The following is a 14,730-nucleotide window of genomic DNA, read 5'->3' as shown; positions in this document are numbered from 1 at the left end:
TGTAGCGCGGACTTTCAGTCCGCGAGTTGCCCATATACACAGTTCACGCGCGGACTAAAAGTCCACGCTACCACCGCGCCGCAATGGCTCCCCTCTCCGCGGGAGAGGGGCCGGGGCCGTGCCCGGCAGGGGTGAGGTCCCCGCGAGCGAATAATCAATACTCAACCTCTTCCTCTAAAACTCTCACAACTATGCGCTTCAACTTCTTCTCTCGAAATACCACTACGGTGGTAAACCACGAAGGCGCAGCCGCCTTCACGCTCACGCCGCAAGTGGAGCTGTACGCCGCCGTCGCCACGGCTGCGCTCAGCGACCAGTTCTACGAAACGGCCGATACCCGCCTCATGCGTTTGCGCGAGCTGGTAGCCAAAAACGAACCCTTGTTTGTGGCGCAGCTGGCCGTATATGCCCGCGAAAGCCTGCACCTGCGCACCGTGCCCCTGGTGTTGTGCGTGGAGCTGGCCCGCTTGCACCGCGGCGATAACCTCCTGAGCCGCCTAGTGGCGCGGGTGGTGCAGCGCCCCGACGAAATCACGGAGTTGCTGGCATACTACGCCCAGGCCAACGGCCGCAGCGGCACCAAAGTCCTCAACCGCGTCTCGAAGCAGCTGCAGAAAGGCTTGGCGCTCAGCTTCAATCGCTTCGATGGCTACCAGCTGGCGAAATATGACCGTGACGGTGCGGTGCGATTGCGCGACGCTCTGTTTGTGGTGCACCCAAAGGCGCGCGACGAGGCCCAGCAAGCCCTGTTCGACCAGCTGGTGCGCGGCGAACTGCCCACGCCCTACACTTGGGAAACCGAGTTGTCGGCAGTTGGCCAGCAAACCTTCGCCACGCCCGCCGAGCGCGCTGCTGTCGTAGCCCGCACCTGGGAAACGCTCATTGCGAGCGGCAAGCTGGGCTACATGGCCCTGTTGCGCAACCTGCGCAACATCCTCGAAGCCGGCGTGTCGGCCGAGGCCATGACGCAGGTGTGCGCCACCCTGGCCAATCGAGCCGCCGTGGCGCGCAGCAAGCAGCTGCCGTTTCGGTTCCTGGCGGCCTTCCGCGAGGTGAAAGCTTTGCAGAACGGCCACGTGGCGGTGGTGCTCGCGGCCTTGGAGGAGGCCATTGCCCACAGCGCGGCCAACCTCCGCGGCTTCGGCCCCGAGACCCGCGTGGTGGTGGCCTGCGACGTGTCGCGCTCCATGCAACAGCCCATTTCGGCGCGCAGCAAAGTGCTGCTCTACGACGTGAGCCTCGTGCTCGGCATGTTGCTCCAGAGCCGCTGCCAGCACGTGACGGCCGGCATGTTCGGCAACACGTGGAAGCGCATCAGCCTGCCCCGCGGCCCGGTGCTCCGCAACGTGGAAGAGTTCTACCGCCGCGAAGGCGAGGTGGGCTACTCCACCAACGGCTACCTGGTGGTGCGCGACTTGCGCCAGCGCCAGGAAGTGGTAGACAAGGTGATGATGTTCACCGACGTGCAGTTGTGGAACAGCACCGGCGACGGCGACACCCTGGCCCAGGAATGGGCCGCGTACCGCCGCACCGTGGCCCCCAACGCCCGCCTCTACCTCTTCGACTTGGCCGGCCACGGCACCGCCCCGCTGCAGGTGCGCCCCGAAAACGGGGTGGCCCTCATCGCGGGCTGGTCCGACAAGGTGTTCGACGTGCTGCAGGCGCTGGACAACGGCGGCTCGGCACTCACCGAAATCGAGAAAATAGAACTGTAAACCAACCCAAATCATGCGGCCGGACAATAAAGCGGAACCCCGGCCGCCGCGGCGCAAGGTGCCGTAAGCTGGGCCTACTTCGAGGGTGCAGGGTTAGCGGCTTTGGCCGCGAGGGTTCGATTCCCTTCGCTCAACCTAGCCCACCTGACTGTTGTCCTTGCATGGCCCGCGGAAGCTCCTCAGTGCGCTTTTTACGATGGGTTGAAACGAAATTTTTTCACCTCAGGCAGTGCCAATTATTTCTTGGTACTGTTACAAAATTGAATAAAAAACGCCCTTATGACGTTAAGACAACTCCAAGACTAGGAAGACGGCTACCCAAAAGGGCAGTCGCCGGCCGGAACGGCCCCGCTTGCGTGGGCCGTTCCACACGGCCGACTCCGCACGGTTCAGGTGCCGTAGGCGGGCGATACTTCGTTGGTTGAAATCTGACTGTTAATCAGAGAGATTGGGTTCGAATCCCCCTCCGCGGCTTCGGCTGCGGTTGACACGCCAGCCGCTTTTTGCCCTGAATTTTCGGACGAGGCCGCTAAAACATGTTTCCGGGTGGGTGCCGTAGCCGGGCCTTCCTTCGCTCAACCTCAGGTGCGGTCGCGGGTTCGACTCCCGAAGTGCTGCCGCAAGGCAGGGCGCCGCGCATTGGTAGGGCCGCACCAGCTGGCCGGGCGTCTGTTGCCCCACGCCGGAAACAAAAGCTTGTATTGGGTGCCGTAGGCGAGGTTTCCTTCGCATTGTTGTATCCAAACGGATACCGGGGGTTCGAATCCCTCCTTTGGCCGCAAACGGACAAAGTGGCTGAGTGGCTAAAAGCACCGTTCCACAATAGGCTTTCGCTGCCTTTTGCCCCAATACTAATTATCCAATCCCTGTCCGGGTGTCGTAACCCGGCCATACTTCGCACTTTTAATGTCCAGGTCGCGGGTTCGAGTCCCGCCGGAAATTGCCGCAAGGCAGTGGCCGTAGCTCAGTTGGTTAGAGCAGGACTAGGAGGCCGAGCGCTTGTTGCCCCGGGCAGGGAGCGGGTTGAGAAGGTGTCGTCGAGCAGTCTTACTTCGACTTCAAATCCATGTGACTGCTCAGCTTTTATTACCCTTCTCAAATTTTTTGCCGGATGCCGTAGGCACGCGCTACTCCGACCCTATCCCGTCGGGCATTTTGCCCGTTTCGTGGGCCGTCTGTTGCTCCGGTTTTTTGTCAGTAAAAAACGGGCTGGTGCCGTAGCACCGCCATACTTCGTTTGGGACGATGGGGTCGCCGGTTCAATTCCGGCTCGTGGGTTTCGGCCCGCGGTAGCTCAGGTGGTTAGAGCACATATGTGGGCGGTGTGCCTGTTGCCCAGTCCGTTTTTATCTTTTTCTCATCAACGAATTGATGCCCACTTAAGCGGCTCACCTTCGTGCAACGACCATTGTATGGCCACTCTTTTACGCGGCAACGACCTTCGCACCCTCGGGTTTCCCGAAGGCCGGGCCATTGGGCTTGCCCTCGCGCAATTGCAGCGCAAGCACCTCAAAAAACTCTCGCAAACCGACCAGCTTGCTTTGCTAGGTCAACTGTTAACCAATCCCAAAGACTACCTCACCGACCTCGACTGGAGCCACACCGCGGCGGCGTTGCTGCCGGCCCCGTCGCGGCACATTGCCTTGGCGGAGCGCAAGCCCTACGTCACGTTCGGCGCCGAGCACATCGACCCCAGCGCCATCCACCAGATGGAAACGGCCATGAAACTGCCCGTGACCGTGGCCGGCGCCCTCATGCCTGACGCCCACCACGGCTATGGTTTGCCCATTGGCGGGGTCTTGGCCACCGACAACGCAGTGATTCCCTACGCCGTGGGCGTCGACATCGGCTGCCGGATGGCGTTGTCGGTGTTCGATTTGCCGCCCAAGTACCTCACCCAGCGCGTGCAGGAACTGCGGACCTTGTTGCTCAACAACACCCGCTTCGGCTCCGGCCGGGGCTGGGAGCGGGGCCACCGCATGGCCTCGGCAGTGCTCGACCGCGACGAATTTCTGGAAATCCCTTTCCTGAAAAACAAGCGTGACAAGGCGGCCGAGCAAGTGGGCACTTCCGGCTCGGGCAACCACTTCGTGGAGTTCGGCATTGTCGAAATCACCGAGGCAGAAATCGACCTTGGCGTGCCGTTGGGCCAATACTTGGGCTTGTTGTCGCACTCCGGCTCGCGGGGCCTGGGCGCCGGCATTGCCGAGCACTACACCCGCTTGGCCAAAGACGTGTGCCAACTGCCCACCGAAGCCCAGCACCTCGCCTGGCTCGGCCTCGACACCGAAGCCGGCCAGGAGTACTGGGCCGCCATGAACTTGGCGGGTGACTACGCCTCAGCGTGCCACGCTCAGATTCATCAGCGGCTGGCGAAAGCCTTGGGCGAACGTCCCATCGCCAAAGTGGAAAACCACCACAACTTCGCCTGGAAGGAGCAGCTGGCCGACGGCCGGGAGGTGGTGGTGCACCGCAAGGGCGCCACGCCCGCCGGTGCGGGCGTGCTCGGCATCATCCCCGGCTCGATGACGGCCCCCGGCTTCATCGTGCGCGGCAAAGGCTTGGCTGAATCTTTATCCTCGGCTTCGCACGGCGCCGGCCGGCTCATGTCGCGGACTCGCGCCAAGGCAGAGCTGACTGAATCCGGCGTGCGCAAGCACTTAGCCGAGCACGGCATCGAGCTAATCGGTGGCGGGCTCGACGAAGCGCCGATGGCTTACAAGGACATTCACACCGTGATGGCCAGCCAGCGCGAGTTGGTGGACGTGTTGGGCTCCTTCACGCCGAAAATCGTTCGGATGGACGGAGCGTAGCGCGGACTTTCAGTCCGCGAGTTGCTTGTATTTTCAACTCATTACAGGCGCGGACTAAAAGTTCGCGCTACGGCCGCGCTGCCGTAATCCACAGCAAAAAAAGCCTCAACCGTAATGGTTGGGGCTTTTTTGTGCGCATAACATCGCCTCAAGGCCCGCGTACATCTCAATTCCCACCTCAACCTTTCCACATATGGCCAACCAACTCCGCGGCAACGACCTCCGCAAAATCGGCTTTCCTGAAGGGCCCGCCATTGGCCGCGCCCTTGACGTGCTGGCCCAAAAGGAATTCAAGAAAATGGACAAAGGCAGCGCCCTGGCCCTGCTCAAGCAAATAAAGGACGACCCATTCAAGTACGTGCGCGACGAGAACTGGCGTCTGGTGGCCGAAGAGCTGGTGCCGCAGCCCTCGCGCGACGTGAGCCTGAACCCGGCCATCAAAGACTACCGCCGCTACGGCAACGATTTCATCGAAGACGGCGCCCGCAAGCAGATGGACGTGGCCATGCAACTGCCCATCACCCTAGATGGGGCCCTCATGCCCGACGCCCACCAGGGTTACGGACTGCCCATCGGCGGCGTGCTCGCGGCCGACAACGCCGTGATTCCCTACGGCGTGGGCATGGACATCGGCTGCCGGATGGCGCTGTCGGTGTTTGAATTTCCAGCCAATTACCTCGAGAAAAACCGTCAGGACCTACGCAAGCTGCTGCTGCACCATACCAAGTTCGGCAACAAGGAAGTGCACAAGAAGGTGAATACGGACGACCCCATTTTCGAGCGGCCGGAGTTTCGTGAGATTGCCGTGGCCCGCCAGAAGCTGGACTCCGCCGTGAAGCAGCTGGGCTCGTCGGGCTCGGGCAACCACTTTGTGGAGTTCGGCGTGGTGGACCTCACCGACCCCAACAATGACCTGAAGCTGCCCGTGGGCCAGTACCTCGGCGTGCTTTCGCACTCAGGCTCGCGCGGGTTAGGCGCGGCCATTGCGCAGCACTACACCAAAGTGGCCATGGACAAGTGCCCGCTGCCGCCCGAGGCCCGGCATTTGGCGTGGCTCTCCCTGGACTCGCAGGAGGGGCAGGAGTATTGGGCGGCCATGAGCCTAGCCGGTGATTACGCCTCGGCCTGCCACCACGACATTCACCGGCGCATCAGCCAGGCGCTGGGCGAAACGCCGCTGGCTCAGGTGGAAAACCACCACAACTTTGCCTGGAAGGAAACACTGGCCGACGGCCGCACCGCCATTGTGCACCGCAAGGGGGCCACGCCGGCCGGCCAGGGCGTGCTCGGCATCATTCCCGGCTCGATGACGGCGCCGGGCTACATTGTGCGAGGTCGGGGCGAGCGAGAATCGCTCAATTCGGCGTCGCACGGGGCCGGGCGGCGGCTTTCGCGCACCCAAGCCAAAACCAAGATTACGGAAGGCGAGTTGCGCCGCGAACTGCGCGACCACGGAGTGGAGCTCTTGGGCGGCGGGCTCGACGAAGCGCCCGCGGCCTACAAAGACATCCGCCAAGTAATGGCCCACCAGCAGGACTTGGTGGATGTGCTGGGCTCCTTCACGCCCAAAATCGTGCGCATGGACGGCGCATAATAAAACTCGGCCGTGCGCAATCCAGCCGCAACCCCAGCGCCGTAAGTGGGCTGTGTCTCCCTGGGGACAGTTGTTTTCATAGCTCGGAAAGCCCCACGCCTTTGGCATGGGGCTTTTTACTTTCAACACCGTCTACAAACCTTTCCCCATAAAAAAAGCCCCGACTCAGTGAGTCGGGGCTTTTTTTATGCACGAATACTACTCCGTGCCGGTGTCTGGGTTATTGAACTACCAGGCGCTTGGCCACGAGGCCAGCAGCTGTGCGGGCCTGCACCGAGTACACGCCGGGAGCCAGCGTGCTCAAGGACAGCTCCAGCGTTTCGCCAGCGCCGGCAGCCAACGTGCTGCTCAGTACCGTGCGGCCGAGGTTGTCGACCACCGATACGGCGGTGGCTTTGTTGCCGCGCAGGGCCGCGGGCAACAGCAGGGTAGCCTTGCCGGTAGCAGGGTTGGGGTACACGCTGGCTAGTTGGGCCAAAGCAGCCGGAGCGGTTGCCAGCACGCGGTTCTGGGTGGTGAACACCACGGCGTAGCGGCCGCCGGCAGCGCCATTGGCAGCCAGGCTGAGGGTCACGCTCGGCGTGGTGGTCAGGTCGGTGTATGTACCGGCCACGGCGTCGCGCAGGTAAGCGCGGTAGGTGGCGGGCAGGTTGGCCAGGTTGTCAACGCTGAGCGTGTAGGTGCCAGCGGCGGCCGAAGCCACGCGCAGGGGCAGCACCACTTCGGCAGCCGTCAGGGCCGGCTGGCCGTTGATGGCCAGGGGCTCGGCAGCAGCGGTTTCGGTGGCCAGCACCAGGCCGTTGGGAGAGGGCAGGGCGTGGGCGTCGAAAGCGCGGTCGAAACCAGCCGTGGCACCTTGCTCAAAATACATGGCAGCCTGCGTGCGAGCCGAGGCGTTGCTCAGGGTCAGCGTCAGCTGCGGGCGGGTGTCGGCGGTGTTGCGCTGGAAGGGCGTGGCGTCGAAAGCAGCAACACGGTCGGCGTTGGTGAAGGAGACGCTACCAGTCTGGCCGGTTACGGTGCGAACGAAGAAACCCTGGGCCACGGGCAGCACGCTAGTGCCGCCGTTGGTGCCCACGCCGTTGGCGTAGCTGGCGTAGGTGCCGGTGTACTGGCCACTGCTCTTAAACACGTACAGCGCGTTCTCGATGTTGGTGGCGCGGTTGGCGTCCAGTACCGACTGCCAGTTGAGGGCCGAAGGGTAGGGGTTGCCACGCAGGTGCCAGCCGCTTTCGGGCTGGCTGCCGCGGGTGAGGCCCGTGGCCGACAGCGGGCCGTTGTTCAGGGTGCCGGTGAAGTCCACGTTGGCCGTGGCCGCAATGTTCACGGTGTAGCCGCGGGTTACTTCCAGGGCATCGCCCGTGGCATTAGGCGAGAAGAAGCCTTTGTCAAACTCGGGTGCGGGCGAAGGGGTGCCGCTCGGAGTAGAGGGGTTCACGCGTGCTTCGTTGTAGCCAAACACGTTGGGGAACGGTGTTACGGTGTTGCCCGTGGTGTTGTAGGCGGGGTTTACTACCGGCGCAAAGCCGGCGGTTGCCAGGTCAGCCACGGTAGAGTTGGCCACTGGGGCGCTGTAGTGGCGGTAGCCCACGCCGCCGTTGCGGCTAGGGTCGATGTAGCGCTGCACGGTGGCAGTGCCGTTTACCGTGCCCCCGTTGTTCACTACGTAGGCGGTGCCCGTAGCGGTGGAAAGCAGTGTAAATGGCTGGCCAGCTCCAATATTAAGGTTTGACGTCAATAGCAGTGACCGGCTAATAGACACAGGTGCAGTTGTGCTAGCTGCGTTGATGCCAACTGCTAAGCTGGGGAAGGTGGTGGGATTTGTTCCTCCTATCACGGTGTTGGCTCCGCTTACGGAATATGTTCCCGTGCCTGCTATGCTGCCCCCATTATTGGTGAAATTACCTGCAGTTAGTAATACACTGTTGGGAGCTAGCGTAAGAATTGCCCCGGTAGTGAGTGTTACTGAGCCTGCCAAATTTGTCCCGGTTGTCGTAGGCTGATTGGGCGTCCCTCCTGGGATGGTCACGTTGTCAGCAGTCGTGGGCACGGTGCCCGTGCTCCAGTTGCCGCCCGTGCCCCAGTCGGTGCTCACGGCGCCGGTCCAGGTGAAGGCCACCGGCAAAATTGGGCCCGGCGTCAGGAAAGCGGCCAGGCCGCCCAGGTTGCTGCCGTTGCCGATGCGGCCCAGCGACGAGAATGCGCCCGAGGTCAGGCTCACGCTATACAAATTGTCGGTGGTGGTGCCGGTTGCGGCGGCCGAAGCAAAGGCCGTATTCACGGGCGTGGCCGGGTTGGTGATGTCGGAGTAGATGTCGAATTCAACACCGTTGGCCGCATTCACCGTGATGCCCGATGCGCCCAGCGGAGCGTTGGTGCCGGCGTTGGGGTTGCTGAATTGCACGACTTGGTTGGTCGCTTGGTCGTAGCCGTACAGCACAGTGCCCGTGGCCGTGTTGTTGTCGTTGTTGGTGTAGGCTCCTGCCGAGATGGCTCCGCCCGTAACGCCATCCACAATGGTTACGCCGTCGGCGGGGTTGGTGCGGTAGTTGTTGCCATTTGCGCCGGTAATGCGAATGCGGTCAGCGGCGGGGTTGAAGTCGAAGCCGATGCCCGTGGCCGCGCCCAGCGTGTAGCCGGTAAGGGCACCCACGGCGGTTAGCGCGCCGCTGGTCAGGTTCAGGGTGTAAAGCTGGCCCTGGCTGTTGGTCGCGTCGTAGCCGAGCGCATACAAGGCGCCGTTGGCCGGCCGGAAGTCGGAACCCACCAGTACTTGCGTAGCGGGCAGGCCGGTAATGTTCACCGCCGTGCGGATAACGCCGGGGTTGCCCGAGTCAAACGAAACCAGGTTGCCCGAAGCAATGCCATACAGCAACTGGCCCGTGAGCGTAGCCGATGCGTTGGCCACCGAAGTAGGCGCTAGCAAGATGGAAATGTCGCGAACCCCAATGCCCTGGCCAATGCGGCCGCGGTCGGTGGCAACTTGGGGAGTGGTTAGGGTGGCGCTGAATGCATCGAGCGCAAAGAAGCGGCTGAAGATTTGGCCAGCCGGTGCTGCCGCGAGGTAGTTGATGTTGGCGGTGCCGTCGAAATAAGAATCGAGGTCGTTGAGGCCGCTAATGGCGCCGCCCACGCCCGCCCCGTTCACGCCGGTGAGGGCCCGCGAGGTGGTGAGCACGCCGTCGTTCGGCGGGTTTTGCCAGGAGATGGTGCCCCGGACGTGGTCGAGCACATACAGGCCCGTGCCCGTGGCGCCCACGTAAGAGTTCAGGTAAGCGGCGCTGCCCACGGTGGGGGTTTGGCCAGCGTTGGCGTCGCCGGCAGCGTAGGCCAAGTTGCCGTCTTTGATAACGACGGCGCCGTTCACGGGGTTGAGGCGGTAGTTATTGCCGTTGCTGCTCACCACCCGAATGCGGTCCACGGTGGGGTTGAAGTCAAAGCCAATGGTGTTGCTGGCATCGCCCAGGTCGAGGTCAATGTCGGCCGTGCCCACGGGCGTGGCCACGCCCGTGGCCAGGTCAATGGTGTAGAGGCGGTCGTTGGCCCCAGCGGTGGGGTTGTAGCCCAAGCCAAACAGCTGGCCGGTGTTGGGGCGGAAGTCGGTGCCCACCAGCGTCTGGTTAGCGGCCACGCCCGTGATGAACGACAGGCTGCGCACCACCGAAGGTGCTTGGGTGTCGAAGCTGATGAGGGCATTGGCTTCGGTAACGGCGTAAGCCAACTGGCCCACGAGCGGCCCCGGAGTGGGCGGCGCCACCGGAATAGCAATGTCGAACAGATTGAACGGAGCGACGATGCTGGCCGGAATCAAGTTGACCTTGCTGGAGGCAGCTCCTGTGCTCAGGTTCACTCGGTAAAGGTCGCTGCTCGAGAACCCGGATACGTTTGGACGCGTTACCAACGACAGAAACCCGATGTTGTTTGTGCCATCGAAGTAGATGTCAAGGTCGAGCGCGGGGACAGTGCCCACCGGAAAGCCATCCAAGGAAATAGCCGCCACGGTATTGAGCGTGCCATTGTTGGGGGGGCTTTGCGTGACAAGAATGCCACCGTTCGTCTCGTCGATGTCGTAGAGGGTGGTGCTGGTGCTGCCAATATACGAGTTAGTGTAAGCCGCCGAGCCCACGCCGGGAGTAAGGGCGGCGTTGGCGTCGCCAGCGGCGTAAGTCAAATCACCGTCGCGCAACACCAGAGCGCCGTTGTTGGGGTTGAGGCGGTAGTCGGCCCGGTTGGTGCTCACCACCCGAATGCGGTCCACCGTCGGGTTGAAGTCGAAACCGATGCGGTCAGTGGCTCCGCCCAGTTCCAAGCGGAGGCCGCTGCCCACGGCCGTGGCCACGCCAGTAGCAGGAGCTAGGGTATACACCTGCGCGTTGTTGCCGGCCGTGGTAGCGTCGTAGCCCAGCGCGAACAATTGGCCGGTGTTGGGGCGGTAATCCATGCCCACCAGAACCTGCCCACTCGCCAGCCCCGAAATGGGCTGCGCCAACCCCTGAGGCTGATTGTTCGCGTTGGGGTTGAAAGGCACAATGCCTTGGGTACCAGCGGCCGCGCCTAAGGGAAAGAACTGGTTTACACCTGCCGGAATGGTCTGGCTCACGGTTCCAAGTGCCCAAACTGTCGTCTGGGCCTGAGCCGTAGCGGCGCTGCCAAGCAGCACCGCCGCACCCAGTAAATGACGTAGGCGCCGGCCTAAGGCCGGCAGCGGAAGTAGGGGTGTGTACATGTATGAAAAATGAGTGAAAGAAAAGAGTAGAATACTGCCTTAGGCATGAGCAGTCATGCCACGGAAAGGCCCAGGTTAAGTACGTTGGTTAACCATATTTGGATGGGTTAATCATGAAATCAATGGTCGAAAAAATAGGCCTTTTAAAATTTGTTGATAATTCAGTAAAGGAGTATTCGACTTTACCCGGAAATTATGGCATTGAAGCTGGACACTGGAGCTAAGCCGAGAACGGCATTCAAGGCGTTTTGCTGCTTGAAATCAAGCGTCGTTTCCCAGCACGCGCACCGCATCGCCCACCCGAATGAGGCCTCCCTGGGCGATGTGCGCCGTGAGGCCGCCGTGGCCGCGCATGGCGTTGTAGCCGCCGGGGCCCAGCTCTTCTTCCATGCGCGAGCAGGGGTGGCACTCGCCGGTGATGTCCAGGACGACCTCGTCGCCGATTTGAATGCGGCGGTTTTTTAAGGCCAGCAGGTTCAGGCCGCTCACGGCCAGGTTGCGGCGCAGGCGGGCGGGGTCCAGGGGCGCGTCGAGGCCCAGGTAGCCCGCCACCGCCGCCAGGTGCTCGTGCTGAATGAGCGTGATTTGCCGCTTGCCGCCCGACTTGGGCCGGGCGTGGTCGCCGAGCAGGTGCGAGTCCGTTTTCAGTTCCGCCTCTTGCACCGAAATGGCCGGCGCCCGGCGCACCGGCCGCGGCCCAATCCATTCGAGGCAGCCAATTTGGGGCAAAGTATTGAGTAGTTGCGCCACGGTGGATTTGTCGTCGCCAAAAAAAGGAAAAGCCATTTTTTAATGATTAATGATTAATGGTTAGCGGTTAGCGGTTAACGAAGGAGGGCGGTGAGTAGGTGAAAATAAAATGGAGCGGTCGGCAGCCGTGCACGAAAAACTCCTGCATAGAAAACAGACTAACCACTAACCGTTAACCAATAACCATTACTCATCAGAGTTCGTCGGGGGTGCCAAATCCTTCCCGAATTTCGGTGTGGCGAATTTGGCCGCCCAGGTTGCCGGCGCGGGCCAGCAGGCCAAAGCTAAGGGCCGTGGCCAGCAGCGCGAGCCCGGCCAGCAGCCGGGCGCGCGGCGAAGCGTTTTTGAGGAGGAGCAGGCCAAACAGCGCCAGCGCCGCCGCACCCTCCAGCGCCCAGAAGCCTACCTCAGCCGCGGCGGCGTGGTTCTGAGTCAGGGCCCGGCTCACGCGCGGCAGGTCTACGGCAATGACGGCGGCGCCCTGGCCCGTGAGCTGGGCGGGCAGGCACAGCAGGCCCGCGGCCAGCACCGCCACCAGGCCCGCTTTGGTCAGGGTTTCGTTGCGTTGGCCCAGGCCCGCTCCCAGCAGCGCACACGCGAAGAGGCTGCCCACAATGGGCACGTGGTTGACCAGCAGGTGAAGGTGGGCTTGGTTCATGCAGTAAACGGCGAAAAAGGGGCGGCGTGGCCCGGATTGCAAAGTTACTTCGGGCCCGGCCGCCAAAGACTTAACGCAACCGTTAAGCCCATTTCGCGACTCTTCAGAATGAACCGCCAGGGTGCAGATTTCGTTATTCCAGCAACCACGAACGAGCCTGGTAAACCAGCATTAGCAAGCTGCGCTACAATGAAAAACAGGTGCGGCCGTTGCTTGCCTAAAGCGTTGCCGGCAGGCTCGGTCCCCGTCGCAGAAATCGGCTCGAATTCCTGTTCGGTGCGGTAAATCTGGCATCACGCTTGCCTTGTTGTGGTTACTAGTCATTCATCCTTCCTCTTCCTGATTATGACTTTCCTCCCTCGTTTAGTTAGCCGCTTGGTTGCTCCGCTGTTGCTGGTGCTCCCGGTGGCCTTTACCACGCCGGCTCAGGCCCAGACCGCGCCGGCGCCCACCGACGTCATCCGCGAAATCACCGACGCCGTGGGTCTCAAAGCCCGCTTCGAGCTGCGCGCCACCCGCGAGGTTGACAACGCCGCCGCGGTGGTTTACAACGGCAAGCGCTTTTTGCTGTATAACCCTGACTTTTTGAACGCCGTGAACCGCGCCGGCCACACCGACTGGGCGGGCATCAGCATCCTGGCGCACGAAATGGGCCACCACCTCAACGGCCACACCCTGCGCGGTGGCGGCTCGCAACCCGCCGATGAGCTGGAGGCCGACGAGTTCTCGGGCTTTGTGCTGCGCAAGCTGGGCGCCAGCCTGGCCCAGTCGCAGGCCGCCATGGCTACCGTGCCCGACGACGGTGGCTCGCCCACGCACCCCGGCCGCACGCCGCGCCTTGCCGCCATCGGCCAGGGCTGGCAGCGTGCCAACGGCCAAATTGTGGCCAGCAACAAAGCGGTGGCTCCTTCGGCGGCCCCGGCCGTGGTGGCCGCGCGTCCGCAGCCCACTCGCCCCACCTACGACAACTCGTCGGTGCCTGACATGCCCGTGGCCCAAACCCGCCCGGGCGCTGGCGAGATGGTGGCCGTGAGCCAGTCGAGCGGCGACGCCGTGCGCTTGGTGGGCCAGCTCACCTTCCGCAACGACCCCAGCCAGCGCTACTACCTCACCAATGGTCTGAAGGTAGTGCGCGTCGACAACGACGACAACGCGCAAGTGGTGGGCCGCATCACCCGCACCAGCGACGAGACCTTCCCCTTCGTGCTCACCGACACCCAGCAGCGCCGCCTGTTCATCACGCCGCGCGGCGACGTGTACGACAAGGAAGGCCAGCGCGTAGCCAAGCTGCACGACCCTTCGTAGTCTGCTGCGAGTTCGCTTATTGCAAAAGCCAATTGGTCGCCCGACCAATCGGCTTTTTTGCGTTTGGGGCGGTGTACTGTTCCTTCGTGTCTTCGTTCACGTGCTTTCTAATCCTCATGCCCCAATTGCCGTTTCTACTCGTCGATGCCTTTACCACTCAGCCGTTGCGGGGCAACCCTTGCGCTGTGGTGCTTGATGCCGATGCCCTTACGCCCGCCAAGCGGCAGCAGTTGGCGCGGGAGTTCAACCAGTCGGAAACGGCTTTTGTGGATTCGTCCGCTTCTGGCAGCACCGAGTTTACCGTGCGGTATTTCACTCCGGCCGAAGAAATCCCGCTGGCCGGGCACCCCACCATTGCCACCGTTACGGCGCTGCTGCACGCGGGCCGGGTAGCGCTCCCCACCGACGGCTCTGCGTTGGTCTTGACGCTAAACCTGCTGCACGGGCCCATTCGGGTGGACGTGTTGCCGGGCGCTGCCGGAGAACCGGCCCTGGTCTGGATGACGCAGCGCCGGCCGGTATTTGGCGCCGTCCACGCGCCCGAGGACGTGCTGCTGCTCTTCGGCCTCACGCCAGATGATGTGCTCCCGGGCGCGCCCATCCAAACCGTGAGCACGGGCACGCCGCAATTGATGGTGTTGCTGCGCGACCACGCCGCCCTGCGGCGCGCTCACGTAGCCGACGCCGCCGGCCTGGGCCGCTACCGCGCCGCGAGCGACTTTTTCAGCCCGCACCTGTTCTGCCTGGGCGGCGCCACTGAGGCGGACCACACCTTCGCCCGCCATTTCGGCACGCCGCCCGATGTGTCGGAGGACCCCGTGACGGGCTCGGCCACGGGCGGCATGGCGGCTTACCTCTGGCACCACGGCTACATCGAGGCACCCGAGTTCGTTGCGGAGCAAGGGCACGACCTGGGCCGCGCCGGCACGGTGCAGGTGCGCATCAGCGGGCCGCGCGAGGCCATTGAGTCTGTGCAAATTGGTGGGACGGGCGTGGTGGTGCTGGAAGGCAGCCTGCGCGGGGATTTGTGAGGGCTGATGTGCAACTGTGAGCGTTTTTGGGTTGTTACCTGAGCCGTGGAAAGACTGTCATGCTGAGCGGAGTCGAAGCATCTCTACCACATCGTTGCAGACGTGAGGCCTCACCCCCGGCCCTGCGGGTACGACCCC

At 62.8% G+C, this 14,730-nt stretch carries 8 protein-coding genes; 5 read left to right on the top strand and 3 right to left on the bottom strand.

Annotated elements, in window-relative coordinates:
- Positions 1-191: 191 nt before the first annotated feature.
- The 3 genes from VF629_RS22680 (at position 192) to VF629_RS22670 (ending at position 6,122) form a co-directional block, all read left to right on the top strand.
- Positions 192-1,715: a TROVE domain-containing protein gene (locus tag VF629_RS22680; RefSeq protein ID WP_331060792.1), complete on the top strand. Its 1,524-nt coding sequence runs from the start codon at positions 192-194 to the stop codon at positions 1,713-1,715.
- Positions 1,716-3,127: 1,412 nt separating this feature from the next.
- Positions 3,128-4,528, top strand: a complete 1,401-nt coding sequence (locus tag VF629_RS22675) for an RtcB family protein (RefSeq protein WP_331060791.1) — start codon at positions 3,128-3,130, stop codon at positions 4,526-4,528.
- 193 nt (positions 4,529-4,721) lie between these two features.
- A complete protein-coding gene (locus VF629_RS22670; RefSeq protein ID WP_331060790.1) occupies positions 4,722-6,122 on the top strand; it encodes an RtcB family protein in 1,401 nt (466 codons plus the stop codon).
- Between the two features lie 220 nt (positions 6,123-6,342).
- On the opposite strand, the gene VF629_RS22665 is transcribed toward VF629_RS22670, so the two are convergent.
- The 3 genes from VF629_RS22665 to VF629_RS22655 form a co-directional block, all read right to left on the bottom strand.
- Positions 6,343-10,848, bottom strand: coding sequence for a DUF4394 domain-containing protein (locus VF629_RS22665; protein ID WP_331060789.1), 4,506 nt, complete (start codon positions 10,846-10,848; stop codon positions 6,343-6,345).
- Between the two features lie 261 nt (positions 10,849-11,109).
- Entirely contained in the window at positions 11,110-11,634 is a 525-nt protein-coding gene (locus VF629_RS22660) for an MOSC domain-containing protein (RefSeq protein ID WP_331060788.1), read from the bottom strand.
- Positions 11,635-11,791: 157 nt separating this feature from the next.
- Positions 11,792-12,256, bottom strand: coding sequence for a hypothetical protein (locus tag VF629_RS22655; RefSeq protein WP_331060787.1), 465 nt, complete (start codon positions 12,254-12,256; stop codon positions 11,792-11,794).
- A 345-nt stretch (positions 12,257-12,601) separates the two neighbouring features.
- Between VF629_RS22655 and VF629_RS22650 the strand changes: the two genes are divergently transcribed.
- Together VF629_RS22650 and VF629_RS22645 are read left to right on the top strand one after the other, a co-directional pair.
- Complete coding sequence (locus VF629_RS22650) at positions 12,602-13,561, top strand: membrane-binding protein (protein WP_331060786.1); 960 nt, start codon at positions 12,602-12,604, stop codon at positions 13,559-13,561.
- A gap of 116 nt (positions 13,562-13,677) precedes the next feature.
- Positions 13,678-14,592, top strand: a complete 915-nt coding sequence (locus tag VF629_RS22645; protein WP_331060785.1) for a PhzF family phenazine biosynthesis protein — start codon at positions 13,678-13,680, stop codon at positions 14,590-14,592.
- The last annotated feature ends 138 nt before the right edge of the window (positions 14,593-14,730 follow it).

The organism is Hymenobacter sp., assembly GCF_036388155.1.
Lineage (GTDB): Bacteria > Bacteroidota > Bacteroidia > Cytophagales > Hymenobacteraceae > Hymenobacter.
The sequence above is the reverse complement of the archived record's forward strand: the minus strand, read 5'-3'. Positions and strand labels throughout refer to the sequence as shown.